Origin of the sequence: Tepidiforma thermophila, assembly GCF_002563855.1 — a bacterium.
Lineage (GTDB): Bacteria > Chloroflexota > Dehalococcoidia > Tepidiformales > Tepidiformaceae > Tepidiforma > Tepidiforma thermophila.
Genome location: NZ_PDJQ01000001.1, coordinates 1,247,441 through 1,272,739 on the forward strand (window position 1 = coordinate 1,247,441; position 25,299 = coordinate 1,272,739).

28 protein-coding genes and 1 tRNA gene are annotated in these 25,299 nt (G+C 70.2%); 15 read left to right on the forward strand and 14 right to left on the reverse strand.

Annotation, left to right across the window (positions count from 1 at the left end; all coding sequences use genetic code 11):
* Window positions 1–43: 43 nt before the first annotated feature.
* The 3 genes from A9A59_RS06040 to A9A59_RS06050 form a co-directional block, all read right to left on the reverse strand.
* The gene (locus A9A59_RS06040; protein ID WP_098503426.1) at window positions 44–1,762 is read right to left on the reverse strand and encodes an ABC transporter substrate-binding protein; all 1,719 of its coding nucleotides are present in this window, start codon (window positions 1,760–1,762) and stop codon (window positions 44–46) included.
* 125 nt (window positions 1,763–1,887) lie between these two features.
* Complete coding sequence (locus tag A9A59_RS06045; protein WP_098503427.1) at window positions 1,888–3,231, reverse strand: bifunctional folylpolyglutamate synthase/dihydrofolate synthase; 1,344 nt, start codon at window positions 3,229–3,231, stop codon at window positions 1,888–1,890.
* A 23-nt stretch (window positions 3,232–3,254) separates the two neighbouring features.
* The gene (locus tag A9A59_RS06050; protein ID WP_165772538.1) at window positions 3,255–3,734 is read right to left on the reverse strand and encodes a pyridoxamine 5'-phosphate oxidase family protein; all 480 of its coding nucleotides are present in this window, start codon (window positions 3,732–3,734) and stop codon (window positions 3,255–3,257) included.
* Between the two features lie 80 nt (window positions 3,735–3,814).
* Between A9A59_RS06050 and A9A59_RS06055 the strand changes: the two genes are divergently transcribed.
* From A9A59_RS06055 to ychF, 3 genes are read left to right on the forward strand one after another with little or no spacing between them, the layout of a single operon-like run.
* Window positions 3,815–4,360: a hypothetical protein gene (locus A9A59_RS06055; RefSeq protein ID WP_133117529.1), complete on the forward strand. Its 546-nt coding sequence runs from the start codon at window positions 3,815–3,817 to the stop codon at window positions 4,358–4,360.
* On the forward strand, window positions 4,357–4,965 hold the full coding sequence (locus A9A59_RS06060; protein ID WP_098503430.1) for a mismatch-specific DNA-glycosylase: 609 nt from the start codon (window positions 4,357–4,359) through the stop codon (window positions 4,963–4,965). Before A9A59_RS06055 ends, A9A59_RS06060 begins: the two co-directional genes overlap by 4 nt.
* 4 nt (window positions 4,966–4,969) lie before the next feature.
* Entirely contained in the window at window positions 4,970–6,067 is a 1,098-nt protein-coding gene (gene ychF / locus A9A59_RS06065) for a redox-regulated ATPase YchF (protein ID WP_098503431.1), read from the forward strand.
* 27 nt (window positions 6,068–6,094) lie between these two features.
* On the opposite strand, the gene A9A59_RS06070 is transcribed toward ychF, so the two are convergent.
* A complete protein-coding gene (locus A9A59_RS06070; protein ID WP_098503432.1) occupies window positions 6,095–7,111 on the reverse strand; it encodes an LLM class F420-dependent oxidoreductase in 1,017 nt (338 codons plus the stop codon).
* A complete protein-coding gene (locus A9A59_RS06075; protein ID WP_098503433.1) occupies window positions 7,112–8,152 on the reverse strand; it encodes a phosphotransferase family protein in 1,041 nt (346 codons plus the stop codon).
* 128 nt (window positions 8,153–8,280) lie between these two features.
* On the opposite strand from A9A59_RS06075, the gene A9A59_RS06080 reads away from it, so the two are divergent.
* The gene (locus tag A9A59_RS06080) at window positions 8,281–8,775 is read left to right on the forward strand and encodes a nitroreductase family protein (protein WP_098503434.1); all 495 of its coding nucleotides are present in this window, start codon (window positions 8,281–8,283) and stop codon (window positions 8,773–8,775) included.
* Between the two features lie 28 nt (window positions 8,776–8,803).
* Here A9A59_RS06080 and A9A59_RS06085 read toward each other — a convergent pair.
* A tRNA-Arg gene (locus A9A59_RS06085) sits at window positions 8,804–8,880 on the reverse strand.
* 86 nt (window positions 8,881–8,966) lie between these two features.
* On the opposite strand from A9A59_RS06085, the gene A9A59_RS06090 reads away from it, so the two are divergent.
* From A9A59_RS06090 to A9A59_RS06100, 3 genes are read left to right on the forward strand one after another with little or no spacing between them, the layout of a single operon-like run.
* Window positions 8,967–9,398 carry a globin domain-containing protein gene (locus A9A59_RS06090; protein ID WP_165772539.1) on the forward strand — a complete coding sequence of 144 codons (432 nt, stop codon included), beginning with the start codon at window positions 8,967–8,969 and terminating at the stop codon, window positions 9,396–9,398.
* A 34-nt stretch (window positions 9,399–9,432) separates the two neighbouring features.
* A complete protein-coding gene (locus A9A59_RS06095) occupies window positions 9,433–10,515 on the forward strand; it encodes a CaiB/BaiF CoA transferase family protein (protein ID WP_098503436.1) in 1,083 nt (360 codons plus the stop codon).
* A complete protein-coding gene (locus A9A59_RS06100) occupies window positions 10,497–11,732 on the forward strand; it encodes a CaiB/BaiF CoA transferase family protein (protein ID WP_098503437.1) in 1,236 nt (411 codons plus the stop codon). Before A9A59_RS06095 ends, A9A59_RS06100 begins: the two co-directional genes overlap by 19 nt.
* On the opposite strand, the gene A9A59_RS13705 is transcribed toward A9A59_RS06100, so the two are convergent.
* Entirely contained in the window at window positions 11,733–12,962 is a 1,230-nt protein-coding gene (locus A9A59_RS13705; RefSeq protein WP_165772540.1) for a cytochrome P450, read from the reverse strand. It lies immediately after the preceding gene.
* A gap of 141 nt (window positions 12,963–13,103) precedes the next feature.
* Between A9A59_RS13705 and A9A59_RS14045 the strand changes: the two genes are divergently transcribed.
* The 4 genes from A9A59_RS14045 (at window position 13,104) to A9A59_RS06120 (ending at window position 16,983) form a co-directional block, all read left to right on the forward strand.
* A complete protein-coding gene (locus A9A59_RS14045) occupies window positions 13,104–13,778 on the forward strand; it encodes an HAD family hydrolase (RefSeq protein ID WP_165772541.1) in 675 nt (224 codons plus the stop codon).
* Window positions 13,779–13,822: 44 nt separating this feature from the next.
* Complete coding sequence (locus A9A59_RS06110) at window positions 13,823–14,884, forward strand: Gfo/Idh/MocA family protein (RefSeq protein ID WP_098503439.1); 1,062 nt, start codon at window positions 13,823–13,825, stop codon at window positions 14,882–14,884.
* Window positions 14,885–14,917: 33 nt separating this feature from the next.
* Window positions 14,918–15,595 carry a hypothetical protein gene (locus A9A59_RS14250; RefSeq protein WP_106427064.1) on the forward strand — a complete coding sequence of 226 codons (678 nt, stop codon included), beginning with the start codon at window positions 14,918–14,920 and terminating at the stop codon, window positions 15,593–15,595.
* A gap of 113 nt (window positions 15,596–15,708) precedes the next feature.
* Complete coding sequence (locus A9A59_RS06120) at window positions 15,709–16,983, forward strand: LLM class flavin-dependent oxidoreductase (RefSeq protein WP_098503440.1); 1,275 nt, start codon at window positions 15,709–15,711, stop codon at window positions 16,981–16,983.
* Window positions 16,984–17,248: 265 nt separating this feature from the next.
* Here A9A59_RS06120 and A9A59_RS06125 read toward each other — a convergent pair whose 3' ends face one another.
* The 5 genes from A9A59_RS06125 to A9A59_RS06145 all read right to left on the reverse strand — a co-directional run bounded on the left by A9A59_RS06125 (window position 17,249) and on the right by A9A59_RS06145 (window position 22,314).
* Window positions 17,249–18,145: a hypothetical protein gene (locus tag A9A59_RS06125; protein ID WP_098503441.1), complete on the reverse strand. Its 897-nt coding sequence runs from the start codon at window positions 18,143–18,145 to the stop codon at window positions 17,249–17,251.
* A gap of 65 nt (window positions 18,146–18,210) precedes the next feature.
* Window positions 18,211–19,218, reverse strand: coding sequence for a GTP 3',8-cyclase MoaA (moaA, locus tag A9A59_RS06130; RefSeq protein ID WP_098503442.1), 1,008 nt, complete (start codon window positions 19,216–19,218; stop codon window positions 18,211–18,213).
* Window positions 19,219–19,270: 52 nt separating this feature from the next.
* Window positions 19,271–19,771: a MerR family transcriptional regulator gene (locus tag A9A59_RS06135; protein WP_165772542.1), complete on the reverse strand. Its 501-nt coding sequence runs from the start codon at window positions 19,769–19,771 to the stop codon at window positions 19,271–19,273.
* A 34-nt stretch (window positions 19,772–19,805) separates the two neighbouring features.
* On the reverse strand, window positions 19,806–21,665 hold the full coding sequence (locus tag A9A59_RS06140) for a DUF4838 domain-containing protein (protein WP_133117532.1): 1,860 nt from the start codon (window positions 21,663–21,665) through the stop codon (window positions 19,806–19,808).
* A gap of 52 nt (window positions 21,666–21,717) precedes the next feature.
* The gene (locus A9A59_RS06145) at window positions 21,718–22,314 is read right to left on the reverse strand and encodes a PilZ domain-containing protein (RefSeq protein ID WP_098504815.1); all 597 of its coding nucleotides are present in this window, start codon (window positions 22,312–22,314) and stop codon (window positions 21,718–21,720) included.
* Window positions 22,315–22,384: 70 nt separating this feature from the next.
* On the opposite strand from A9A59_RS06145, the gene rimI reads away from it, so the two are divergent.
* Both rimI and A9A59_RS06155 read left to right on the forward strand, forming a co-directional pair.
* The gene (rimI, locus tag A9A59_RS06150; RefSeq protein ID WP_165772543.1) at window positions 22,385–22,951 is read left to right on the forward strand and encodes a ribosomal protein S18-alanine N-acetyltransferase; all 567 of its coding nucleotides are present in this window, start codon (window positions 22,385–22,387) and stop codon (window positions 22,949–22,951) included.
* 30 nt (window positions 22,952–22,981) lie between these two features.
* Window positions 22,982–23,536, forward strand: a complete 555-nt coding sequence (locus tag A9A59_RS06155) for a dihydrofolate reductase family protein (RefSeq protein WP_098503446.1) — start codon at window positions 22,982–22,984, stop codon at window positions 23,534–23,536.
* Between the two features lie 28 nt (window positions 23,537–23,564).
* Here A9A59_RS06155 and A9A59_RS06160 read toward each other — a convergent pair whose 3' ends face one another.
* Window positions 23,565–23,903 (reverse strand): hypothetical protein, encoded by a 339-nt coding sequence (locus A9A59_RS06160; protein WP_098503447.1) that lies wholly within the window; start codon window positions 23,901–23,903, stop codon window positions 23,565–23,567.
* A gap of 39 nt (window positions 23,904–23,942) precedes the next feature.
* On the reverse strand, window positions 23,943–24,323 hold the full coding sequence (locus A9A59_RS06165) for a hypothetical protein (protein WP_098503448.1): 381 nt from the start codon (window positions 24,321–24,323) through the stop codon (window positions 23,943–23,945).
* 146 nt (window positions 24,324–24,469) lie between these two features.
* Between A9A59_RS06165 and A9A59_RS06170 the strand changes: the two genes are divergently transcribed.
* Together A9A59_RS06170 and A9A59_RS06175 are read left to right on the forward strand one after the other, a co-directional pair.
* Entirely contained in the window at window positions 24,470–24,919 is a 450-nt protein-coding gene (locus tag A9A59_RS06170; RefSeq protein ID WP_098503449.1) for a hypothetical protein, read from the forward strand.
* Entirely contained in the window at window positions 24,919–25,293 is a 375-nt protein-coding gene (locus A9A59_RS06175) for a metallopeptidase family protein (RefSeq protein ID WP_098503450.1), read from the forward strand. Before A9A59_RS06170 ends, A9A59_RS06175 begins: the two co-directional genes overlap by 1 nt.
* Window positions 25,294–25,299: the final 6 nt, after the last annotated feature.

The following is a 25,299-nucleotide window of genomic DNA, read 5'->3' on the forward strand; positions in this document are numbered from 1 at the left end:
GCTCCCCGGGGCCCCGAATCCTACCAGACCGTCTCCCCGGCGGTTACGCCTTGATCCACACGTCCTCGGCGTCGTCGTAGCCGGCGAGGAACGGCGTCGCTACTGCGTTGCGCACCCTCTTGTTGTAGACCGTGAACATGATCCGCGAGCCGATCCACACCGGCCCCGGCGCCGTCGCCAGCTTCCGCTGGATCTCGAACACGATCTGCTTCCGCTTCTCGTAGTCGAACTCCACGGACTGCTGATCCAGCAGCTTGTCGATCTCCGGGTCCGCGAACTTCCCGTAGTTTCGCGAGCCCTTCGCCGGGTCGCTGTGGTGGTAGATGAGCAGCTGCGCATCCGGGTACGGCCCCGAGAGGAAGAGCGTCCCTGCCAGGTTGTACTCACCCGCGATCTGCCGCCGCAGCATCGTCGCAAAGTCCGTCCCGACATTGTCGATCGTCAGCCGGATGCCCACCTCCCGCAGGTTCGAGACGATCACGTCCGTCACCTGGTTCGCGTTGAACGCCGTCGCCGTCATGATCGTCTCTTCAAACCCGTCGGGGTAGCCGGCTGCGGCGAGCAGCGCCTTCGCCTCCTTGATCTCGTCCTCCCGCTTCCCGAAGCCGGGCAGCTTCGCCAGCTCAGCGTCCGGGAGCACCCAGCCCGCGGCCGCCGGCGTCATCGCCCCGCCGGCGACACCGCCGCCGGCGTACACGTTGTCGTACACCTGCTTCCGGTCCACCGCCCGCCAGAGCGCCTGCCGAACCCGCAGGTCCTTGTACCGCTCCTTCGTGTGGTTAATTAGCAGGCACTCGCGCGTCGGGTTCGGCGCCCGCGTGATGTAGAAGTTCTGGTCATTCTCGAACTGCCGTGCCAGGTCCGCGGGCAGGCCAACCGAATCCGCCTGGTTCGCCCGGATGGCGTTCACCAGCGCCTGGTTATCCGTCTGGTTCACCACCTCCGCACCGTCGAGCCAGGCCGTGTTCGGCTTCCAGTACCCATCCGCCCGCTTCTTCACCGCGATCCGCTGGCCCGCCTCGAACGCCGCAATCTCGTACGGCCCCGAACCGACCACATCCTCAGGCTTTGTGATCGCATCGTCCCCGCGGTCGGCAATCTCCTTCGGAATGACCAGGTCGTACTGGTCCGACATCGCGTTCAGCAGGTCCGCCTTCGGCGCCTTCAGCTTGAAGCGCACCGTCGTCGCATCGATCGCCTCGATGGAGTCCACAATCGCATAGTTGCCCGACCGCGGCGACTTCGCCCCGAGCGCCTTGATCCGCTCGAACGACGCCTTCACATCCTCGGCCGTCACCTGCCGGCCGTTGACCGGCGGCTTGTTCTGCCACTTCGCCTCGGGCCGCAGCTTGAAGATCAGCGTCGTCCCCCCGTCCGCAATCTCCGGCTGCGCTGCCGCAAGGTCGGGCTCCGGCAGGAACGGCGCCACCTTCTGGAACCGCATCAGGAAGTTGCCGCACCAGTGCCACAGGAACGACGACTCCCACGGCGTGTTCGTCCGGTGGATGTCGATGACCGAGCCAATCGGCCCGCCCAGCAGCCGGAGCGTTCCCCCGGCGACCGGCTTCTCCGACGTGTCCTGCGTCGGCGCCGCCGGGGTCAGCTGCGTGCCGCCCCCGTTCCCGCCCTCATCGTCATCGTCATCGCCGCAGCCGGCAATCGCCATCGTCGCCAGTCCCAGCGTCGCCGCCGACCCGCCAGCAATAACCCGCCGCCGGCTGACCCGCCGGCGGCGCCAGTAGCTGTCCCAGTAGGAGCTCATGATCCTTGTCCCCTCGTGCAATTTTTCGGGCCTGTGTTCGAATACAGGAGCGCGCCTATCGTGCCGATAGACGCGGCACCGGTCAACCGTGCACAGGTCTTCACCCGTTATCTACGCCGCAGCCCCTACCCGCGGATGACACTCTCCCCCAGGATCGCCTCCCGCGCCTCCGCCACCACATAGAGCGAGCCCGTCACGCACACCAGGTCATCCGGGTTCGCATGCGCCAGCGCCGTCTCCAGCCCCGCCGCGACCGTCTCCTCTGCCACCGCCGCCGGCCCCAGGAAGCCGATCTGCTGGATCATCTCGTACGGGTCCAGCGACCGCGGGTTCCGGAAACCGACGCACACAATGAGCTCCGCCAGCTTCGCCAGCTCGAACCCCATCGCCCGCAGGTCCTTATCCCGCGTCACCCCAAGAACCAGGAAACACCGCTTCCAGGTGAAATACTCCCGCAGTGCCCGCGCCAGCGCCGCCGCGCTTTCGCCGTTGTGCGCGCCGTCCGCCACAATCAGCGGCTTCTGGCCCATCACCTCCAGCCGCCCCGGCACCCGCACCCGCGCCAGCCCTTCCGCAATCGCCCGGTCGTCGAGTTCGAACCCGCGCGCCCGGATCGCGTCTGCGACCGCCACGGCTGTCATCGCATTCTCCGCCTGGTGCCGCCCGAGCATCGGCGTCCGCAGCTCCAGCATCTCCCCGCCTGGCCGCCGCACCCTCAGCCGCTGCCCCCACGGGTGCATCTCCGTGACCTCCACGTCGTAGAGCGCCCCCGCGTCCACCAGCTCCGCCCCCACCTCCGCGCACCGCTCGCGGATGACGTCGAGCACCGCTGGGTCCCGCTGCCTCGCCACCACCGCTGTTGTCCCGGGCTTGATGATCCCCGCCTTGTCCCGCGCAATCTCGACCGTCGTGCTCCCCAGGATTTGCGTGTGCTCCAGCGAAATCGGCGTGATCACCGCCACGTCCGTCGCCTCGAACACGTTCGTCGCGTCGAACGTCCCGCCCAGCCCGACCTCCACCACCTGCCAGTCCACCGGCGGCAGCTGCGCCCGCACCAGCCAGAAAAACAGCGCGGTCAGCACCCCGAACGTCGACACGTCCCCGTGGACGCTCTCCCGCTCCGCCTCCACCGCCGGCAGGATCGCCGAAAGTCCCGCCGCGAACTCCTCCGGGCTCACCGGCTCCCCGCCGATCGCGATCCGCTCGGTGAACGAATGCAGGTGCGGGCTCGTGTACAGCGCGGTTGAATACCCCGCCTCCCGCAGGATCCCCGCGACCATCGCCGAGGTCGTGCCCTTCCCCTTCGAGCCGGTGATATGCACCGTCGGGCGCCCGAGGTGCGGGTCGTTCAGCCGCGCAAGGAGCGACCGCATCGACGCCACGCTCATCGTCGGGTTCGCCGACGCCTGGTATCCTCGCTCCATATCGCTCAGCGAGAGCAGGTATCCGACCGCCTCCGGGTACTCCATCCCCCGATTCTAGCTCGCGGCCGTCAGTCCGCGTCCTCGCCCTCGAAATCGACGATGTGCCGCGCCGCCTCAAACCCGCGCATCAATATCAGCCGCCGCGGCCGGATGCGGAACAGGATGCCCCGGTCGGTGAACACCGCCGCCATCTTGTTCTTCGACTCCAGCTCCTGCAGGAGCGGCGTATACATCTCAGACTCCCGCGCCACTTCCTCCGCGCGCCCCTCGATAACCACACGGTTGAACGCCGTCCAGTCCGACCGGATCACCTCCCGGTTGTCGACCAGGAACGATACCTCCGGCGTCGCCCGGATATTCCGGGTGTGCTGCGGGCGCGTGCCGCTCCCGAACAGCACCTCCCCGTTCGGCCGCAGGTGAAACAGCACAAACGTCACGTACGGTGTGCCGTCCTCTGCATGGGTCGTCGCAAGCGTCCCGCCCAGCTGGTCCAGCCCCAGCCGGTATGCCTGCTCCAGGATCTCCTCGCGGGTCAGCTGCTCACTCACGGGCCCCGATTCTACGGCCGCCTCGCCCTCGCCGCACCGTCGTTGAACCGAACCGCCAGCCCGCCGTACGGTTGTCGCTGGTGACTCCTTCAGAACCCGGGCGCCGCATCCTCCTCGAAACCCCATCCCCCGACCGCCAGGGGCGGACCGGCTGCATCGCCGCCGGCGCCATCATCGGGGTCCTCGTCGGCCTGATGGTCGGCCTCTACGCCCTGCCGCCCATCCTCAAGAGCATCTACGGCGAAAAGAAGATCGCTGGCGGCGAGGTCTTCGAAGGCGACGGCCGCGTCATCGCCGTCGAGGCTGTCGGCATCGCCTCCGAGCCGCTTGGCGAACCCTCCCCCGGCATGCAGCGCGCCGATGTCGCCCTCCGCCTCCGCATCACCAGCAACAAAACCTGGGACGCCACCCTCGCCGACTGGACCCTCGAAGTCGCCGGCATCGAAAACTGGATTCCCGCCGCCTCCGCAACCACCGACGGCCAGCCCGGCTTCGCTCCCCCGCTCGGCAAAACCTCCACCGTCGAACTCCGCTTCATCGTCGAACGTCCCGCCGGCGAAACCGCACCGCTGCGCCTCGAGGCGCTCCACCTCGCCAACCCGCGCGTCCGCTTCGCCCTCGAATGACCGAACTCCCCTGCGGCTGCCCCGGTTCCCTTCCCCACCTCCTCCGTCCCGGCCTGCGGCTCGTCTTCATCGGCTACAACCCGGCCATCTACTCCGCGCGGGCCGGCCACTACTATGCCCGCCCGGGCAACCGCTTCTGGGTCCACCTCTCCGAGTCCGGCATCGCCGGCCGCCCGGTGCGCCCCGAAGACGACCGCCTCCTCCCCGAAGAGGCCGGCATCGGCTTCACCGACCTCTGCTGCCGCCCGACCGTCCGCGCCGAGCACCTCACCGCCGACGAGATCCGCGCCGGCGCCCTCCGCCTCCACCGCGAACTGCTCGAATTCCAGCCCGCCATCGCCTGCTTCAGCGGCCGCGGCATCTACCAGCACTTCGCCCGGCACGCGCTTGGCATCCCCGCCGCCGAGCTCGCCCGCCGGCCCTACGGCGAGCAGCCCGAGCGGATCGGCCGCACCATCCCCTGGGTCATCCCGAGTTCGAGCGGCCTCGCCTCCCGCTGGCATGCCCTCCGCCTCGAGTGGCTCCACCGGCTCCGCGAAGCCCTCCCGCCCCTCGAACCGCCCTCCTGCCCCACTTCCTCATTGGAAGCTCCCGCTTCACCCTAAGCCCATGCAGCTCGGCATCATCGGCCTCGCCCGCTCCGGCAAGACCACCGTCTTCAACGCCGTTACCCGCGGCTCCGCCCAGGTCGGCGCCTACTCCTCCTCCACCCAGCCCAACATCGGCGTCGTCAACGTCCCCGACGAGCGCGTCGACGCCCTGGCCCGGCTCTATAAGCCGAAGAAGGTCACCTACGCGACTATCCAGTACGTCGACTTCCCCGCCGCCGGCGAGTCCTTCGGCAAAGGCGAGGGCCCGGCGGGGAAGTTCATCAACGACCTCGCCCGAATGGACGCCTTTATCCACGTCGTCCGCGCCTTCCGCGACGACTCTGTCCCCCATCCCGAGGGCTCGGTCGACCCCGACCGCGACATCCAGACGATGGACCTCGAACTCGCCTTCGCCGACCTCGCCATCATCGAGCGCCGCCTCCAGCGCCTCGAGACGGAAATCCGCTCCATGAAGGCCGGCGAACGCGAACGCCCCCTCCGCCTCAAGGCCCTCCTCGAGCGGCTCAAGGCCGGCCTCGAAAACGACATTCCCATCCGCGCCCAGGAGCTCTCCGACGACGACCGCCAGCTCCTCGAAGGCACCCAGTTCCTCACCGCCAAGCCGCTCCTCCTGCTCATCAACATCGGCGAGGAGGACCTCCCCCGCCGCGCCGAACTCGAAGCCGTCTACCGCGAGAAGTACGCCGGCCCCGGCCGCGACGTCGCCGTCATGGCCGGCAAGTTCGAAATGGACCTCAACGAACTCTCCGAGGAGGAAGCCGCCGAGTTCCGCGCCGCCGCCGGCGTCACCGAAAGCGGCATGGCCAGCGCCATCCGCGCCAGCTACCGCCTCCTCGGCCTCATCTCCTTCCTCACCGCCGGCCCCGATGAGTGCCGCGCCTGGACCATCCCCGCCGGCGCAACCGCCCCCGAAGCCGCCGGCAAAATCCACAGCGACCTCCAGCGCGGCTTCATCCGCGCCGAAGTCATCCGCTGCGAAGACCTCCTCGCCGCCGGCAGCGAAGCCGAAGCCAAAAAGCGCGGCCTCCTCCGCACCGAAGGCAAGCAGTACGTCGTCCAGGACGGCGACGTCCTCCACATCCTCTTCAACGTCTGAAGACGCACGCCAGCCGGCCGGCCCGCGCTACATCCCCGCCGCCTTCGGCGACATCTCCCGCATCGCCTGCAGCACCCGCGCCCGCCGCACCGCAGGGTCCGGGTCGAACGAAATGAACTGCAGGAACGCGGTATCGACCCCCGCCTCCAGGTACCGCTGTACGTGCGCGTTCCGCTCGTCGGCCGTGCCCGCCACGAACAGGTCCTGCACCACCACGTCCGGCACCGCCGCCAGCGCAGCCTTCCGGTCGCCGCTGTCCCATGCCGTCCACATCGCCGAAAGCAGTGGCTCGCGCCCCAGCCAGCGGTGAAACTCCTTGTACACCGGCACGTTCAAATAGGCGTTCAGGTGCCGCCGCTGCAGCATCGCCACCTCCGGCGTCAGCGGGTCGATGCACACCATCAGCCGCGCCGTAATCTCCACATCATCCGGGTTCCGCCCTGCCGCCTTCGCCGCCTCGCGAACCACCGCGACGCTCTTCTTGACGTCCTCTGCCGAAAGCCAGTTGATGATCGCCCCGTCGCCCACCTCCCCCGCCACCCGAAGCATCCCTTCCCGGAGCGCCGCGATATGAATCGGAATCGGCGGGCTCGGCGGCTTCGCCATCCGGAATCCGTCCACCCGGAACGTCTCCCCTTCGAACACCACCCGCTCGCCCGCAAATGCCTTCCGCAGGAAGAGCGCCATCTCCCGCACCCGCGTCGCCGGTTTGCGGAATTTCCCGCCGTTCCACAGCTCCACGATCGGCTGCGACCCCGACCCGATGCCCAGGTTGAATCGCCCCGGCGCTACCTCCGCCACCCCGGCCGCGGTCTCCGCCAGCGTCGCCGGTCCCCGCGTGTAGACGTTCGCAATCGCCGTCCCCAGCCGGAGATTCGTGTGCAGCCCGATGACCGCCAGCGGCGTGAACGCGTCGATCGCATCAACCTCATACGACCATGCGTCGGTGTACCCGAGCCGCTCCGCCTCCTGGCACACCTCGGGGTGCTCCCGCAGCGACACCCCGTCCAGCGGGACCGACAGTGAAAGGCGCTTTGTTGCCATCTAATCCGACTCCCCCATCAGTCGATGCATCCGCTCGATCAGGACCGGCACATACCACTCGAAATCCGCGGCTCCCGGGTTCGAAGCCGTCCGTTCGAGGTAGTGCATGTACAGCCCCTCGAGGATGATCGCCATCTTGTATACCGCCAGGACGCTGTAGAAGCCGAAATGCTTCATCGAGCGCCCGCTCTTCGCCTCGTACCGCGCCGCCATCTCCTCCCGGCTCGGGAACCCCTCCAGCTCCGTCAGCGTCGACCGGTTGTTCAGCTGCCGCGTCCCCGGCGGGTCGCCCTGGTCGCCCCACGTCGAAAGCAGCCAGCCGAGGTCCGCCAGCGGGTCCCCGATCGTCGCCATCTCCCAGTCCAGGATCCCCAGCAGCCGCGGCTCGTCTGCCGCAAAGATGACGTTGTCCAGCTTGTAGTCCCCGTGCACCACCGAAACATCCGCCTCCGCCGGCAGCCGCGCCCGCAGCCACGCCGTCGCCTCGTCCAGCCCCGGCAGCTCCCGCGTCCGCGGCCGGGTCAGCTCCCACTGCTTCGCCCACCGCTCCACCTGCCGCGGCAGGTACGTCTCGCCCTTCCCCGTCAGCCCCGCGGCCTGCCAGTCGACCGCATGGAGCTCCACCAGCGCATCGACCAGCTCCTCCGCCACCCTCCGCCGCCCCTCCGGCGTGTCGTACGCCGCCGGCACCTCCGACCGGATGACCACGCCATCCAGCCGCTCCATCAGGTAGAACGGCGCCCCGATGACCGATGGGTCCTCGCACACCGCCACCGGCCGCGGCACCCGTGCCCGCCCGTGCAGCGCCGCGATGTACCGGTACTCCCGGATGACGTCGTGCGCCGTCGGCAGCAGCGGCCCCCGCGGCGGACGCCGCATCACCCATCGCTCGCTCCCGCGCTCAACATAAAACGTCTCGTTCGAAAACCCGGCAACGTGCTTCTCGACCGTAATCGGGCCCGGCTCGCCCGGCACGTGCTCGTTCACGAACCGTTCCAGTGCGGCGAGGTCGACCAGCTCACCCGGGGGCGTTTCGGCCATCGCAACTCCTCCGCATCCTCGGAATGCCCCAGGGACCACACGTCGGCTTCGAGGGGGCTCGCTGAGTCTTGCCGGGCCCGCCCTCGCCGTCAACCACCCGCCTCTGCCGCTCCCGTACAATCCCTGCCATGGACCTCTACCGCGGCACCATCTCGAAGCGCGACCGGCGCGCCTTCCTCCCGCAGCCCATCCCTGAAGAGTCCCTCCGGCGCATCCTCCAGGCCGGTCGCATGACGCCCTCCTCCAAGAACGCCGAACCGAACCGCTTCATCGTCGTCCGCTCGCCCGAAGGCAAACAGGCCCTCGCCGACCTCAGCCCCATGGCCCGCTGGCTCGCCGATGCCGCCGTCGTCATCGTCATCGCCCAGGTCAACGAACACCCCTTCGATGCCGGCCGCTGCGCCCAGAACATGATGCTCGCCGCCTGGAACGACGGTATCGGCTCCTGCCCGGCCCACCTCCCCGAAGAGCGCGTCCGCGAACTCCTCGGCATCCCGCCCGAGGTCTTCATCAATCGCGTCATCGGCTTCGGTTACCTCGACCCCGAACGCTCCGGCCCGCCGCCGGCCGTCGCCCGCAAGCGCAAACCCCTCGAAGAGCTCGTCCACGAAGAACGCTGGTAGGCTGCTCCCGCCCGGCAGAAAACGAAGCTGGCGCCCTCGGCAGGACTCGAACCCACAACCTGCTGATCCGAAGTCAGCTGCTCTATCCGATTGAGCTACGAGGGCGCGCCGCACTCGCCGGTCACCCGGCCATCCTCATCTTACCCCCTCGCCCGGCCCCGCGCGCCCGCCGCCCGGCTATCATCAATCCTGTGAATCCCGCCGAATCCGCAGCTCCCGCACCCTACCACCAGCTCGGCGGCTACCAGGCCGTCTGGCGCATCGTCGAAGCCTTCTACCGTCGCGTCGAAACCGACGACATCCTCCGCCCCCTCTACCCCGAAAACCTCGAGCCCGGCAAACAGAAGCTCGCCTGGTTCTTCGAGCAGTGGCTCGGCGGCCCAACCTCCTACAGCGACCGCTACGGCCACCCGCGCCTCCGCCGCCGGCACTTCCCCTTCGTCATCGACGAGCGCGCCGCCGGCCGCTGGCTCCGCCTCATGCGCGAAGCCTGGACCGAGGCCGGCGTCCCCCGCGAACTCCAGGACCCCATTTTCGAGCGCCTCGCCGTCCTCGCCCGTCACATGATCAACGCCCACGACGACGTCCCCCGCGAGCCGCTCGGCGACGTCTACCTCGACTGACGCGCTCCGCCCCCGCCGGTAGAATCCGCCGGCGATGGAAGCATCCCCCTCCCTTCCCCTCGATGGCGTCCGCGTCCTCGAAATCGGCGGCGGCATCCCTGCAGCCTTCGCCGCCCGCTGGCTCGCCGGCTTCGGCGCCGACGTCGTCCGCGTCGAACCGGATGCCGAATCCCTCTCGCCCGACGAAGCCGTCTACCTCCTCCCCGGCAAGCGCCGCGTCCGCGCCGCTCCAGCCGAACTCGCCGCGCTCGCCCGCTCCGCCGACATCATCATCGAGGACGGCCCGCCCGGCGCCCTCACCGCCCGCGGGCTCGACCCCGCCGCCCTCCGCGCCGAGCGCCCCGCCCTCGTCGTCGTCTCCATCACCCCGTACGGCCAGGACGGCCCCTACGCGGCCTTCCCCGCCACGAACATCACCGCCTTCGCCATGGGCGGCATCATGTCCCTCACCGGGATGCACCAGCGCGAGCCCCTCGTCACCGGCGGCAGCCAGGCCCTCTACCTCGGCGGGCTCGATGCCGCCGGCGCCGCCGTCACGGCGTACCTCGGCGCCCTCGTCCACGGCGAAGGCGACTGGGTCGATATCTCGCTCCAGGAATCCATGGCCGGCATGCTCGAGCTCTACGGCCCCCGCGGCGCCTACGAAGGCGCCGTCTCCATCCGCTCCGGCAATCACGTCCGTGCCGTCTGGGGCCTCTACCCCTGCGCCGACGGCTACGCCGGCGTCTGCGCCCTCGAACGCCAGGTCCCCGCCCTGTTCGCCCTCATCGGCGACCCCGAACTCGACGAGCCTCGCTTCCGCGACCCCCTCCAGCGCCCTAACCACGACGACGAACTCCAGGCGAAGCTCTACGCCTGGTTCGGCGAGCGCACAAAGGCCGAACTCCTCGAACTCGGCGCCCGCCACCGCGTCCCCATCGGCGCCGTCGTCACCCCGCTCGAACTGCTCGACAACCAGACCCTGCTGGAGCGCGGCTTCTTCGATTCCGTCGATGCCCCCGCCGGCCAGGCCCGCATCCCCGGCAGGCCCTTCCTCGGCCTCGGCTGGCGTCCCGGCGCCCTCGCCGAGCCCGTCCCCGCCGCCCACATCCTCGCCGAGTGGAGCCCGTCGCGATGAAGCGCCTCCCGCTCGAAGGCATCCGCGTCGCCGACCTCACCATGATGTGGGCCGGCCCCTATGCCACCCGCATCCTCGCCGAAATGGGCGCCGAGGTCATCAAAATCGAATCCCCCCGCGCCTGGGATAACATCCGCACCCTCATCCCCCTGCCCGGCGTCGAAGAACCCTGGAACGCCTCCTACTACTTCAACGACTACAACCGCGACAAGAAATCCCTCACCCTCGACCTCGCCCACCCCCTCGGCCGCGAAACGTTCCTCCGCCTTGTCCCCCACTGCGATGTCGTCATCGAAAACTACCGCGCCGACGTCCTCGAAAACCTCCGCCTCGGCTATGACGTCCTCCGCCAGGCCCGGCCCGACATCATCCTCGTCTCCATGGCCGGCTACGGAAAGACCGGCGCCGAACGCAGCCACGTCGGCTTCGGCCCAATCATCGAGCAAATGAGCGGCCTCGCCTCCATGACCGGCTACGGCGACGACGGCGTCCCTTTCAAAACCGGCATCTCCTACGGCGACCCCGTCGCCGGCAAGGCGGCTGCCGCAGCGGTCGCCCTCGCCCTCATCGCCCGCCGCCGCACCGGCCGCGGCGCCTGCATCGACCTCGCCCAGCGCGAAGTCCTCTCCTCCCTCATCGGCGAAGCCTTCGTCGCCGCATCTCTCCGCGGCGAACGGCCCGTCCACCGCGGCAACCGCGACCCTCGCTGGTTCGCCCAGGGTGTCTACCGCTGCGCCGGCGAAGAGCAATGGCTCGCCGTCACCTTCCGCACCCGCGGCGAGTGGGCGCGCGCCGCTGCCCTCCTCGGCATCGACCCCGCCCTCCCCGGCGGCCCGGGTGACCACGACGTCATCGACGCCCGCATGAGCGCCGCCCTCGCCGCCCGCGACCCCCAAAAAACGTTCGAACTGCTCGCCGGCGCCGGCATCCCCGCCGGCCGCGTCCTCGACACCGTCACCATCCACGAAGACCCCCACCTCGCGGCGCGCCGCTTCTGGGTCGAACTCCCCCACCCTCGGATGCACCCCTGGAAGCAGCCGCGCACCGCCTGGCGCCTGCGCGAGGCCGACCCCTGGCCGCGCCGCCACGCGCCGCTCTTCGGCGAACACAACGACGAAATCCTCCGCGGCCTTCTCGGCCTCTCCGCCGAACAGGTCGAAGAACTCCGCCGCGAGGGCGTCATCGGCGACGCCCCCGTCAATCCCGGCGTCGGCTGACTACACCTCGACCCACAGCTCCTCGAGCCCGCGGAAGCCGGGCACCCGCTTCCACTTCAGCTCCTGCTGCGCCAGCCGCATTGTCGGGAACCGTTCGAGCAGCACCCGCACCCCGATCTGCGCCTCCAGCCGTGCCAGCGGCGCGCCGAGGCAGTACCGCCGCCCGCCGCCGAAGGCCACATGGTCGATGTCCTCGCGCGTAACGTCGAACTTGTGCGGGTCCTTGTGCAGCCGCGGGTCGTAGTTCGCGCCGCCCAGCGCCACCGTGATCGAGTCGCCCTTCTGCATCGGGCACCCCGCAATCACCCGATCGTCCGGCACAATCCGCCCGCTGAACGTCACCGGCCCCTCGTACCGCAGCATCTCCTCCACCGCATTCTCGATGAGCTCCGGCCGCTCCCGCAGCAGCTGCGCCTGGTCCGGGTGCCGGAGCAGGTTCTTCATCCCGTTCCCGAGCAGGTCGGTCGTCGTCACGTTCCCCGCCGCCAGCAGCAGCCCGATCATCGAGAGCACCTCCTCGTCATTGAGGAAGTCCCCGTTCTCCTCGGCCCGCAGCATCGCCGTGATCAGGTCGTCCCGCGGCTCGGCTCGCCGCTCTGCGATCACCCGCCGCAGGTACGCCTGCAGCTCCTCCCCTGCCCGCATCGCCCGCTGCCGCACCTCCTCGCTCGCGAACGGGTCAAACCCCGCCGCCACGCTGTCGTCCGTCCACCGCTTGAAGTCCGCCTGGTCCTTCGGGTCCACCCCCAGCATCTCGGCGATCACAATCGTCGGGTACGGCTGGCAGAACGCCGCCATCAGGTCGAACCGCTCCTGCCCCTCCACCCGGTCGCACAGCTCGTTCGCAATCTCCTCGATCCGCGGCCGCATCCGCTCGATCGCCCGCGGCGTGAACGCCTTCGATACCAGCCCCCGCAGCCGCGTGTGCGCCGGCGGGTCCTGGAACAGCATGCTCGGCTCCCGGTCCTCGCCCAGCAGCCGCTGCCGGAACATCGCGTTGAACGACTTCTCATTCGCCTTCCGCGGGTCCACCAGCAGGTCGCGGTCGTTCAAAATCGCGTGCACATCTTCGAACCGGGCCACAAGCCACCGGCCGAACTGCTCGTCCCAGATCACCCGGCCAGCTTCACGCACCCGGTCCAGCAGGCTGAACGGGTCACGCTGGTACTCCGGGTTGAGCGGCGTCAGCTGGATCCCCAGCGGCACCTCGTTCGTTGCGGTCTCAGTCATGGCGCTGTCCCTCCATCCACTGCTTCGGCGCATGCTAACAAAACCGAACTCCGTTCGAAAGTGTTGGCGTTGCAACCGTGGCCAGCCCTCCGGCCGCACACCCTTACCGCCCGCACGCCCGCGACGCCCTACACTCCAGCCGTGCCCCCGCTCCTCCTCTTCGATATCGACCTCACCCTCATCGCCACCAGCGGTGCCGGCAGGATGGCGCTCGACCGCGCCTTTGAACAGGTCATCGGCGTCGCCCGCGCGACCGACGGCGTCCGTTTCGACGGCCGCACCGACCGCGCCATCATCGCCGAAGTCCTCGAACGCCACGGCCACCCCGCCGTCCGCTTCACTGAGGTCCGCGACGCCTACCTCGTTCACCTCCCTGCCGCCCTCGCCGAACAGGGCGGACAGGTCCTGCCCGGCGTCGAACCCCTCCTCGCAGCCCTCTGTCGCGAACTCCCCGGCATCGGCCTCGCCACCGGCAACCTCCGCGAAGGCGCCCGCCGCAAGCTCGGCCACTTCGGCCTCTGGCAGCACTTCGCCGCCGGCGGCTTCGGCGACGACCACGCCGACCGCAGCCGCATCGTCGCCGCCGCCATCGACGCGCTCGCCGCAGCCGTCGGCGTGCCTGCCGACCCGGCCAGCGCCTGCGTCATCGGCGATACCCCCCTCGACGTCGCGGCCGCCCTCGCCGTCGGCGCACGCCCCGTCGGCGTCGCAACCGGCCGCTATACCGAAGCCGATCTCCGCGCCGCCGGCGCCGAGCACGTCCTCCCCGGCTTCACCGACCTCGACCGCGCCCTCGCCGTCCTCCTCGGCGGTTGACCCCGCCCTCGACACCCCGCTCCCGGCCCGCCCACAATCCCCGCATGGCCCTCCGCCTCGGTCTGGTCGGCGCCGGCTTCATCGCCGGCGTCTACGCCCACGCAGCGGCCCGCGTCCCCGCCGTCCAGCTCACCGCCGTCGCCTCGCCCCGCTCCGCCGCTGAGTTCGCCAGCCGCTGGGGCATCCCCCACGCCTTCGACGACTGGCGCCGCCTGCTGGCCGAGGCGCCGATCGACGCCGTCGCTATCGCCGCCCCCAACGACCTTCACGCACCCGTCGCCATCGCCGCCGCAGCTGCCGGGAAGCACGTCCTCTGCGAGAAACCGCTCGCCTGCGGCCTGCCCGCCGCCCGCGAGATGGTTGATGCCTGCGATCGCGCCGGCGTCCTCCTCGCCTGCGCTGAAAACCTCCTCTTCGCCCCCATGTACGAGCGCGCCGCCGCCCTCGTCCGCCGCGGCGAGCTCGGCGAGCCGTACCTCGTCCGCCAGGTCCAGGCCCACGCCGGGCCCTACGCCGACTGGTTCTGGCAGGTCGACCGCACCGGCGGCGGCGCGCTCATCGACATGGGCGCCCATGGCGTCGCCCTCGTCTCCCGCCTCCTTGGCGCCTGGCCCGAATCGGTCTCGGCCGTCCTCAGCCGCTTCCTCCACGCAGCCCGCACTCCGGCCGAAGACCACGCCCTCGTCCATCTCCGCTTCCCCGGCGGCGCCCTCGCCACCGTCGAGGCCTCCTGGGCTGCCCCCGGCGGCGCCGACCTCCTCGAAGTCGTCGGCCCGCGCGGGCGCCTCGTCGCCAACCTCGACCGCGGCCCCGCCATCGACCTCTACCGCGAACCCGGCCCTGGCCCTGGAGCCGGGCCCTCCGGCTGGCACCACGTCATGTACGAGGAAGCCTGGCAGTTCGGCTTCCCCCAGGAGCTCGAGCACTTCGCCGATGCCGTCGCCGGCCGCGCCGCGCCGCGCTTCTCCGGCCGCGACGCACTCCGCGTCCTCGAAATCATCTGCGCCGCCTACGAATCCGCGCGGACCGGCTCCCCCGTCGTTCTCCCCTTCGAAAGCACCGCTCCCCGCGCCATCGACCACTGGCTCGGCGCCCCCGCCACCTGACGGCATCCGCCCGCTCCCGTACCCTGTCCACGCATGAGCCGGCTCGCCGCACTGTTCGCGACCCCCGCACGCCAGGCGCTCGCCTGGACGACCCTCGGCATCCTCGGCGTCATCTTCGCCGCCATCGGCGCATGGCTCCTCATCCGCAGCGGCGACGCCCCGCCCGCCGCGCCGGGCGTCAGCTTCACCCCGACGCCGACCACCGCAGGCTCCCCCTCGCCTACCACCACGCCGACGCCCACGCCCTCCCCGACCCCCACCCCGGCAACACCGACACCGACCGCCACCGCCACCCCGCGCCCCACCGTTGTCTCCGGCTCCGGCGGCTCCACCGGCGGCCAGTCCGGTTCGGCCCCTGTCCCCACCCCGACCCCAACCCCCGAACCGGCCGCAGCCCGCCCCTACTGTCCGCCCGGCGCCCTCGGTCCCGGCACCCTCCCCACGGCCCGCGTCGCCGGGGCGCTCACCCGCGGCGGCGTCCCCGTCCCGGCCGGCACCCTCGAAGTCTTCGTCACCTTCGACGGCGTCCCCGGCCCGTCCCGCCTCAACGTCGACGGCGGTTTCGGCATCGACTTCTACACCGGCGGCGAATCCTGCGCCAACCGCGTCGGCGCCGTTATCGGCGTCCTCGTCGATGGCCGCTACTTCCCGTCTCCCTACACCATCGGCGCCCAGCCGGAACTCGTCGTCATCAACGTCGAACTCCCCTGAACCGCCCCCGCCCGTGCCAATCACCGCGCTGCAGGCCTGCTATACTCCCGCAATCGTTCGGGACTGGCGAATCGCCGGCCGCTCGCACAGCTCACCCCGAGGAGGCCCCTGCCATGAAGTTCCACTGGTTCCATCTGATGCCCTGGCCCTACCTGCCGGACGACTTCCAGCAGAAGCACCGCTCCGTCTGGGTCGACGTCGACTACAGCCTCTTCGACGAGGAAAAGGCCAACCACGTCTACCACGAATACCTCGACGAACTCGAATTCGCCGAAAAGGTCGGCTTCGACGGCATCTGCGTCAACGAGCACCACTCCAACGCCTACGGCCTGATGCCCAGCCCGAACATCATGGCGGCCACCCTCACCCGCCGCACCAACCGCGCCGCCATCGTCGTCATGGGCAACTCGATAGCCCTCTACAACCCGCCCCTCCGCGTCGCCGAAGAGTTCGCCATGCTCGATATCCTCTCCGGCGGCCGCCTCGTCGCCGGCTTCCCCGTCGGCACCAGCATGGATACCAACTTCGCCTACGGCGTCCCCGGTGCCCAGCTCCGCGAGCGCTACTACGAGGCGCACGACCTCATCATGCAGGCGTGGCACAACGAGGGCGTCAGCCACTTCAACGGCAAATACACCCAGATCCGCTACATGAACCCATGGCCGCGCCCGCTCCAGAAGCCGAACCCGCCCATCTGGATCCCCGGCGGCGGCTCCATCGAAACCTGGGAGTGGTGCGCCGATATGGGCTACCTCTACTCCTACCTCTCCTACTCCGGCTACAAGCGCGCCCAGACCATCATGGACGGCTTCTGGGCCCGCATGCGCGACAAGGGCGTCGAGCCCAACCCCTACCACGCCGGCTTCGCCCAGGTCGTCTGCGTCGCCGATAACGCCGCCGAGGCCAAGGAGCTCTACTGGCCCCATATCGACTACTTCTACAACCGCTGCCTCCACGTCTTCCCTGGCTTCGCCGATGCCCCCGGCTACCGCACCCTCCGCACCGTCAAGGCCGGCATCAAATCCCAGTTCGAACAGGCCCAGCAGAACGCCAAGGCCCGCCTCAGCTGGGAAGGCCTCGTCGAGCAGGGCTATGTCATCGCCGGCGGCCCCGACTACGTCACCGAAAAACTCAACGAACTCGCCGAGAACCTCCGCGTCGGCCACCTCATGCTCCTCCTCCAGATGGGCTCCATGCCCCGCGACGTCGCCATCTACAACACCCAGATGTTCGCCGAGAAGGTCATGCCCAACCTCCGCGACAAGTTCAACGAGTTCGAAGACCGCTGGTACCCGAAGCCGCTCCCGCCCGAGCGCCGCGCCGTCCCGAAGGACGAACCGGTCCGCCCGCTCCGCTCACCCTTCGCTGCCGGCGTCGGCGGCGCCTGAGTCCCCTTCCCGGCAGCCCGGCGCATCCCGGCGCAACCCTCACCGCCACCGGCCCGCGGCAGACCGCCCGGGCCGGTTCTCTGCGTCGTGCCGCCGCGCCCCTAACGGGCTCCGATCGGCTCGGAGGGAAAGATTTCCTGCCTGGGGTATTGATACTTCATCTCACTGATGGTACAGTACCCCTGCCGAACCCCTCGGCGTGGCTGGGGCCCCGGCCGGTGTTCCTCCTTCCGCCGGCCGGGGCCGTTCCATTCCTGCCGAAACGTCAGCTCTGCTGCAGCTCCGGGTACAGGCTGCTCGACGCCTTCATGAATCGCAGCAGCATCCGCATCTCTGCCACCCTCCGGCCCGCGGCATCATCCAGCCCCGTCTCGAACCACAGATACTCCGTCTTCGGGCTCTGCCCAACGGCGATCACCTCGCCCGTGCACGTGTACGTCTCCCCCACCAGCGCCGGCCCGTTCACATTCCGGACCTCGATCGCCCCGAAGAGCCCCACCGCCCCGAATCCGCTCCGCACCTGTGCCACGCTCTTCGCGTACAGCATCTGCACCAGCGGCGCCATCAAGACCGGCGGCGCGCCCCACGGCAACCCCTCGCCCCGGTACCAGTCCATCGGCTCCGTCGTCACAGCCAGCCGCCGCTCCTGCTCCGCCGGGTCGCAACGAACTTCCACCGGCGCGAACCGGTGCCCCTTCTGCACACCGGCCAGGATGCGCAGCTCCCCCGGCTCGAACCGCTCCAGCGGCCGCGCCTGCAGCGCCGTCGGAACCCCCGGGTCGCCGACCGACGCCGTGCCCTGCGCCACCTGCATCCCGTCGTCGCGCACCACCCACGCCTCCACCTGCGCATCCGCCGCACCGGCCGGCGGCTCCTGGATGAACGCCCGCACCGGCTCCCGGTCGGTCGTCGCATTCAGGAAGTAGAGCGATAGCGTCCCGCGCTCGAACCACCGCCTCCCCCAGGCCTCGCGCAGCAGCGGCGGAAACAGCTCCATGTGGATCGACCCCGCCACCGTCCCGCCGCGGAACCCCAGCCGCGTCGCGGTCGCATCGTCGTGAATCGACCCCTTCGCCTCCCGCGAGGTGTTGACCGGCTGCCGCAGCGGCCCGGCCAGCACCCCGTCCTCCCTCGTGACCGTGAACTCCTCGCGAATCGTCATCGCGCGCCTCCGAAAGCTGGATGCGCGCAGCCTACGCCGTCCGAACCGCGTTCGCCAGCGAACCCTCAGCCGCCGATGTGCGACATCTCCACCTTCGGCAGGCCCGCCGTCGCCTCCGTACGCTCCTCCGAATACCGGTCGCTCCGCCCGCGCCAGGTCGACGCCACGAACGCCTCCACCTCAGCATCGCTCGCCCCCGAGCGGAGCAGTCCGCGCAGGTCGTGCCCCTTCGCGCCGAACAGGCAGGTGTACAGCTGGCCCTCCGGCGAAAGCCGCAGCCGCGTGCAGTCGCCGCAGAACGGCTGCGAAATCGACGTAATCACGCCAATCTCGCCCGCCCCGTCCACGTACCGCCACCGTTGTGCCACCTCGCCCCGGTAGTTCGCCTCCGCCGGCTCCAGCGGAAACTCCCGGCTGATCATCTCCACGATCTCCCGCCCCGTCACCACGTGGTCCAGCCGCCAGCCGTTGGTTGTCCCCACGTCCATGAACTCGATGAACCGGACGATGATGCCCGTCCCCCGGAAGTACCGCGCCAGGTCGACCACCGTGTGGTCGTTCACCCCGCGCTTCACCACCGCATTCACCTTGATCGGCCACAGGCCGGCCTCGCGCGCCGCTGCAATCCCGTCCAGCACCGTCGCTACCCCGACCCCGGCATCGTTCATCGCCCGGAACACCGCGTCGTCCAGCGAGTCGAGCGACACCGTCACCCGCTGCAGCCCGGCTGCCGCCAGCCGCTTCGCCTGCGCCCGCAGCAGGCTCCCGTTCGTCGTCAGCGTCAGGTCCCGCACCCCGGGGATGGCCCGGATCGCCGCGATCAGCCGGTCGAGGTCCCGCCGCACCAGCGGTTCGCCGCCCGTGATGCGCACCTTCTCCACGCCCAGCCCCACGAGAATCCGCGTCACCCGCGTGATCTCCTCGTAGGTCAGCAGCTCATCCCGCTCCAGGAACTGGTAATCCGGCCCGAACACCTCCCGTGGCATGCAGTACACGCAGCGGAAGTTGCACCGGTCCGTCACCGAAATCCGCAGGTCGCGCAGGGGCCGGTCGAAACGGTCCGTGACAGCCATCGCCCGCTAGCGTAGCGCACCCGGCCCCGTCGTGCTCAACCGGGCATAACGCTTAGCTCTGCGTTGCCGCCGTCGAACCCTGCGCCGTGCCCTCGCTCCCCGCTCCCGCGTCGGTGTATTTCAGCAGTGCCTCATCGTACTTCCTGATCCGCTCCGCCAGCTGCTCCCGCATGCTCGCCATCTTCGCCATCTTCTGGTCGATGAGCTGAATCTGGTGGAGCGTCACCTCCCGTGCCCGGCGAAGCTTCTCCGCCTTCTCGGCCGCATCCGCATCCGCCCGCCAGCCCGCCCGGATCTGCAGCCGGACATCCTCCGCGTCCAGCATCTCCTTGATCTCGGCCAGCGAAAAGCCCAGCAGCTCCTTCAGCTGCCGAATCCGCTCGATCCGCTCCATGTCCTCCGGCGAATACAGCCGGAACCCGCCTTCCATCCGGGTCGGCGGCGCCAGCAGCCCCTTCTCTTCGTAGTACCGCAGCGTGCGCTGCGTCAGCTTCGCACGCTCCGCGGCCTCGCCAATCTGGAGAAACCGTTCCTGGCCGGTCGTATCAGTCATGACCCTCCCCAGTCTAACAACATTGACGCGAACGTCAACGTACGGGATCGCCCCGCCCCGCGGCCATCGCCCGCACCCGGTCGGTATGCCACCGCGCGCCGCGCAGCATCGGCTCCGCGAGCGCGCTCCACGCCGACCCTCCGTGCGCATGGTACCAGTCTCCAAGCGCACGGAGATGAACATCCGCCATCCCAAGGTGCGCCTGCGCTTCCGCAGCCTGCCCCTGCATCACGGCATCCCACGCAATCACCCGCTCCGCAAGGTGCATGCCGGCGGCCACCGTCGGCGCCAGCTCCTCCACCGCCTCGAGCCCCGCCCCGTCGACCGCAATCGGCAGCGCCTGCGCCGCCGCCGCAAACTCCTCCAGCGCCCGTGCTGCCCGGCCGGCCAGCCCCCGGAGCTCCTCGGCCGGCCGGTCGTTGTAGTCGAGCACGTCGCCGCGACCCATCGGCTCCAGCCCGCCCCGGTCCAGCAGCTGCCGGCAGGCCGCATCCAGCCGTCGGTACGCCTCCGCAAACACCGCCGCTTGCTCGCCAAAGTTCGCCCGGCAGAACGACGCCAGCGCCTCCGCTGCGTCCCCTCCGCCGTCCCATGCGCACCGCGCGAACCACCACGCGTGCCACGTCGGTCCCCACCACGGCCGTGGCGAAACCGCCAGGTCCAGCAGTCCGCCGAGTCCCAGCTCGCGGTATGCCGCAGCATCCCGCGGCAGCACCTCCAGGTGCGGCGGAGCCATCCACTTGAACAGGATCCCATCGCTGTAGTACTCGAAGGCACGCACCCGCTCCGGCCCGCCGAACCACGCAATGAGCCCCCGCAGCTCCTGCAGGTGCTGGCGGTTCCGCAAGCAGGCTTCGTCATCGAGCGCGTGCGCATAACACCGGTTCCGCGGCGCCCAGAGCGCATCCACGTTCGCGCGCGGCTCCACCCGCGTCGGCGGCGCAATCGTGTCGTGGTACGCCAGGTGCGCAATCCGCGCCCCGGGCGCCGCCTCCTCGGCCGCCTCTGCCACCAGGTTCGTCGCCAGGAGCGCCTGGTCGGAAGGCGTCAGCTCCGCGCAGCCCGCGCACGCGCACCAGCCGCCACCCCGCAGGTCGTCCGCCCACAGGTGGTAGATGTCGCACCCCGCGAACCGCGCGAAAAACCGCCGCGCCCCCTCCTGCAGCGCCCGCCGCGCCCCCGCGTTCGAAACGCACAGGTTGAACTCCCGCGACCGCCGGCCGTCCCGCTCCGGGAACCACTCCGGGTGCTCCTCAAACGCCTCCCGCGGCACCAGGGTCGAAAGGTGGTGCCCTCCGAATTCCAGCCGCAGTCCCAGCCGCCGTGCCTCTGCCCGGACCGCCTCCCCCTCCCGGTCCCACAGCGCGAACAATCGCCCCGTGCGTCCGCCGCCCGGCCGGTCCCACGGGCTCGGCGGCGTATCGTGCAGGAACACGGTGTTCAGCCCATTTCGGCTTGCGAACGCGAACCACTCCCGCCACTGCTCGTGGAGCCCATCGCACCCCAGCACCAGGCCCCGCTCCCGGAACGCCGGCCGGAACTCGTGCCGCCCCTCGCGAACCTCTCCCCCTGGTGGCCCCGCAACCTCACGCCCCGGGCAGGGCGTCAGCAGCCCAAGCTCCCGCCGCAGCCACGCGGCCCCGTCGAGCAGGTCCCGCAGCGTCCCGGCCGCCACGACCAGCCGCTCCGGCCCGGCCTCAACCGTGAACCCCGGCGACCCGGCCTCCCGCTCCAGCCGGAACACGATGGCGCCGTCGCGCTCCCCGGGCGCCGGGGGCACCCCCGTTTCCGCTGCCGGATGCCCCGACCGGAACTCCACAGCTGCGAGGGCTGCCGGCTCGCCGCCCTCGGCCTCAACCCGCCATGTGCGCACCGTCGCCGCCGCAACGCTCATGCCCGGCATTCTCCGCGCTGGAGGTCCCGAGCACCAGTTCTGCCAGCCCCGCCTACGATGCCTGCTCCTGCACCCGGGCGGCCAGCTCCTCCACCACCTGCCGCACAAACGCCCGCTGCGCCGGCAGCAGCTCCACAAACTGCAGCCGCAGCAGCACCTCCCCGCCCTGCTCCTCCGCACCCACCACCGCACACAGCAGCTCGCTGCTGAACGCCCCCGCCCACACCCGCACCTGCACCTGCCGCCCCCCGGGCCGGCTCGGCACCCGCACCGCCATACCGCCCATCGAAATGTCCACCATCCGCCCATCCTGCCGCGAACTCCCCAGCACCGACCGCACCTCAACCCGGTACTCCGCCCGGTAGCGAGGGTATTGCCTCCGGTACACCGGCTGCCACGGCCCCAGCGAACGGAACGCCACCGCCCGCTCCGTGTGTCCGATGTACGCCGCCCGCTGCGTCATTCGGCGCGTACCGTCCAGTGCCACGAGCACGTACTCCGCATCCGGGTCCCACGCAGGCATCGCGCCGTCGATACGCACGGCCAGCCCGCCCTCGCGCACGGCCGCCACCTCGCCCGCCCACTGCGCCGGCTGGGTCGACCGCAGCACCACCGTCACCGGCGTACCCGGCACCGGAAACTGCGCCATAGCACCCCGGTTATCGGCAACAATTCGCCTTCTCCACACCGTTATTCAACGGCTGGAGTACGATCGCCCCATGCCGGTGCCCGTGCTCGAACCGATGCAGCCAGCCGACATCCCCGATGTCATCGCCGTCGAACGCGCTGCCTATACCGCCGGCTGGCCCACCACCGCCTTCGAGCGCGAACTGACCGCCAACGCCATGGCCCGCTACCTCGTCGTCCGCGCGGACAGTGCCCCCGCCTCCCCGCTCGTCGCCTTTGGCGGCCTCTGGCTCATGGTCGACCAGGCCCACATCGTCACCGTCGCGGTGCGGCCCGAACTCCAGCGCCGCGGTTACGGCCGACTCGTCCTCCACGGCCTCATCGAACTCGCCAACGCGGCCGGCATGGACTCCGTCACGCTCGAAGTCCGCGTCTCGAACGACGCCGCCCGCGCCCTCTACCGCCGCTACGGCTTCTACGAAGTCGGGGTCCGCAAGCGCTACTATGCCGATAACCGCGAAGACGCCATCATCATGACCACCGAGGCGCTCGCCTCGCCCGCCTACCAGCAGCGCCTCGAACGCCTCCGCGCCGAGCTCGCGGCCCGCTTCCCCGGCGGCTTCATCTCCCGCCACCTCGAGGCCGTCCGCACCGCCTGACGCCGCCAGTACGCCCCCGGAGCCCGCCCTGTGACAACCATCTACTACACCGCCGTCAGCCTCGACGGCTTCATCGCCGACCAGCACAACTCGCTCGACTGGCTCTTCCAGTTCAACCTTGCTGAGCCGCCCGACTGGCCCGCGTTCATCGAACGCATCGGCGCCCTCGCCATGGGCGCCACCACCTGGAGCTGGCTGCTCGACCACGAGCTCCTGCCGCCCGGCGGCGACCCCAAGCCCTGGCCTTACGTCCAGCCGGCCTGGGTCTTCACCCACCGCGCCTGGCCGGCCCCCGCCGGCGCCGAAATCCGCTTTGTACAGGGCGACGTCCGCCCGGTCTACGCCGAAATGGCCCGCGCTGCCGGCGGCCGCGATATCTGGCTCGTCGGCGGCGGCGACCTCGTCGGCCAATTCTGGGACGCCGGCCTCCTCGATGAAATCATCGTCGATGTCGCCCCCGTCACCCTCGGTTCCGGCGCACCGCTCCTCCCCCGCCGCGTCACCGCTCCGCCCCTCCGCCTCGCAGGCGTCCGCGAACACGCCGCCGGCTTCGTCCAGCTCCGCTACACCGTCGAACGCGCCTAGCACTCCCCTGCCGCGGGAAGCCCGTGCCTCAGCCCGCCGCCGCGTCCAGCTCCCGCACCAGCTCCTGCAGCACCCGTTCCGCCCGCTCCAGCCGCGCGAGGATGCCCCACGGCCCGTGGATGTTCAGGGTCATGTTCTCCGCCTGCCCGCGCACGCCCGGCAGCCGGCCCCGCTTGCCCGCCGCTTCCTCGTACCGCCGCAGCTCGGGCGAACCCTCGCCATAAATCGCCGTCAGGATCTCCACCGTGCGGTCGTCCCAGAGGTCGTAATCGAACGGATTCGGCCCGCTCCCCCGCAGCCGCCCGATCTTCTCGATCTGCCGCTGGATCCGTTCCTTCGCCCGCGCCGGGTTCGCCACACTCGTCATAGCCGCGAGTGTACCCCCTCCCGCGTCACCGGCAACCGCTCAGGCAGCCTGCTGCGCGCCCTGCAGCTCAAACGCCAGGTCGCCCAGCCGCACCAGCGCCACCAGCACCTCTGCCCTGCCCCCCGGCGCCAGCCGCAGCGCGCCCTCGAGCGCCTCCGCCAGCCGCGCTTCCGCCTCGCCCCCGTAGAAGGCGCCCGGCCGCACCACCCCAAGGCTTGCGCTCGCGAACACGCGCCCCCCGCCGTCGCGGCAGGCCAGGGCAACCGCCACGTGGTCCACCCCGAACGGCCGCCGCATCGTTGCCATCTCCTCCCGCGCCCACGCCGCCACCCGCACCGCGAGGTCCGTGCTGTCTTCCAGCCGCTCGACCGTCCACGTCCGCTCCGAAACGCCGACTCCCTCGCGGATCAGCTGCGCCACCCGCCGGCGTGTTCCCCAGCGTCGCCATCGTCCCAGCATCACCCATATCGTCGGCAACCCCGCCTCCCTGCCGCCCCGCCCGGCGCAACCTGTCACATCTCCGTCACTCGCCAGCCCCTCCCGCGCCCCCTACAATCACAAACGCCGTGGACAACGATTTCAGCGTTGACCTGGACGACATCATCGCGACCATCCGGTCGCACGACGTCGTAATCGCCCGCTTCGTCACCGTCCACCGTCGGCTCCTGTTCGACTTCCGCGCCACCTCCTCCGAGCCCCCGCTCGTCTGCGCGGTCGACCCCCTCCCCTCCATCGAGGCCCGCTACCGTCACCTCCGTGAATTGCGCCCCGGCCTCGGTGCTCCGCCACGGCTCGTGACCGTCTTCTGGCCCCGCTACGTCGCCTCCCTCGCCGGCACCGCAGCCTGGCAGGCAGTCCGCGACCGCCTCATCACAGCCGGCCACCCCGGCGCGGTCGCCCGCGCCGAGGCCGCGCTCGCGGAACTCATCGCCCTCGAGCGCGACGCCCAGCGCGAAGCCATCCTCGGCGGGCGCGCTTTCCGCACCATCTGGAGCGCCTCCCCTTCGCCCCGCTGATGCGCGTCGACCGTAAAACCTTCCGCCGTCTCGTCCGCGAGGCCGTCGCCTCGCTGCCCCCGGAGCTCCTCGCCCGCGTCCACAACGTCGATATCGTCATCGAATCCCGCCCAACCGCCCGCGACCGCAAGCTCGCCGGCATCGGCCCCAACGACCTCCTCCTCGGCCTCTACCACGGCATCCCGCTCACCCACCGCGGCGAGAACTACAACCTTGTCGCCCCCGACAAAATCTCCATCTACCACGAGCACATCGAGGCCATCTGCAACTCCGAAGACGAGGTCCGCGAGCAGGTCCGGAAAACCGTCCTGCACGAGCTCGGCCATTATTTCGGCATCGATGACGACCGCCTCGAAGAGCTCGGCATGGGCTGACCGCCC

Excerpts from the sequence above, each read along its gene's own strand:
- A9A59_RS06060 (WP_098503430.1), top strand. The coding sequence starts at position 4,357 with ATGACCGAACTCCCCTGCGGCTGCCCCGGTTCCCTTCCCCACCTCCTC.
- A9A59_RS06075 (WP_098503433.1), bottom strand. The coding sequence starts at position 8,152 with ATGGCCGAAACGCCCCCGGGTGAGCTGGTCGACCTCGCCGCACTGGAA.
- A9A59_RS14250 (WP_106427064.1), top strand. The coding sequence starts at position 14,918 with ATGAGCCGGCTCGCCGCACTGTTCGCGACCCCCGCACGCCAGGCGCTC.
- A9A59_RS06145 (WP_098504815.1), bottom strand. The coding sequence starts at position 22,314 with ATGGCGCAGTTTCCGGTGCCGGGTACGCCGGTGACGGTGGTGCTGCGG.
- A9A59_RS06140 (WP_133117532.1), bottom strand. The coding sequence starts at position 21,665 with ATGAGCGTTGCGGCGGCGACGGTGCGCACATGGCGGGTTGAGGCCGAG.
- A9A59_RS06110 (WP_098503439.1), top strand. The coding sequence starts at position 13,823 with ATGGCCCTCCGCCTCGGTCTGGTCGGCGCCGGCTTCATCGCCGGCGTC.
- rimI (WP_165772543.1), top strand. The coding sequence starts at position 22,385 with ATGCCGGTGCCCGTGCTCGAACCGATGCAGCCAGCCGACATCCCCGAT.
- A9A59_RS06040 (WP_098503426.1), bottom strand. The coding sequence starts at position 1,762 with ATGAGCTCCTACTGGGACAGCTACTGGCGCCGCCGGCGGGTCAGCCGG.
- A9A59_RS06135 (WP_165772542.1), bottom strand. The coding sequence starts at position 19,771 with ATGACTGATACGACCGGCCAGGAACGGTTTCTCCAGATTGGCGAGGCC.
- A9A59_RS06160 (WP_098503447.1), bottom strand. The coding sequence starts at position 23,903 with ATGACGAGTGTGGCGAACCCGGCGCGGGCGAAGGAACGGATCCAGCGG.
- A9A59_RS06120 (WP_098503440.1), top strand. The coding sequence starts at position 15,709 with ATGAAGTTCCACTGGTTCCATCTGATGCCCTGGCCCTACCTGCCGGAC.
- A9A59_RS06070 (WP_098503432.1), bottom strand. The coding sequence starts at position 7,111 with ATGGCAACAAAGCGCCTTTCACTGTCGGTCCCGCTGGACGGGGTGTCG.
- ychF (WP_098503431.1), top strand. The coding sequence starts at position 4,970 with ATGCAGCTCGGCATCATCGGCCTCGCCCGCTCCGGCAAGACCACCGTC.
- moaA (WP_098503442.1), bottom strand. The coding sequence starts at position 19,218 with ATGGCTGTCACGGACCGTTTCGACCGGCCCCTGCGCGACCTGCGGATT.
- A9A59_RS06175 (WP_098503450.1), top strand. The coding sequence starts at position 24,919 with ATGCGCGTCGACCGTAAAACCTTCCGCCGTCTCGTCCGCGAGGCCGTC.
- A9A59_RS06095 (WP_098503436.1), top strand. The coding sequence starts at position 9,433 with ATGGAAGCATCCCCCTCCCTTCCCCTCGATGGCGTCCGCGTCCTCGAA.
- A9A59_RS06125 (WP_098503441.1), bottom strand. The coding sequence starts at position 18,145 with ATGACGATTCGCGAGGAGTTCACGGTCACGAGGGAGGACGGGGTGCTG.
- A9A59_RS06045 (WP_098503427.1), bottom strand. The coding sequence starts at position 3,231 with ATGGAGTACCCGGAGGCGGTCGGATACCTGCTCTCGCTGAGCGATATG.
- A9A59_RS13705 (WP_165772540.1), bottom strand. The coding sequence starts at position 12,962 with ATGACTGAGACCGCAACGAACGAGGTGCCGCTGGGGATCCAGCTGACG.
- A9A59_RS06080 (WP_098503434.1), top strand. The coding sequence starts at position 8,281 with ATGGACCTCTACCGCGGCACCATCTCGAAGCGCGACCGGCGCGCCTTC.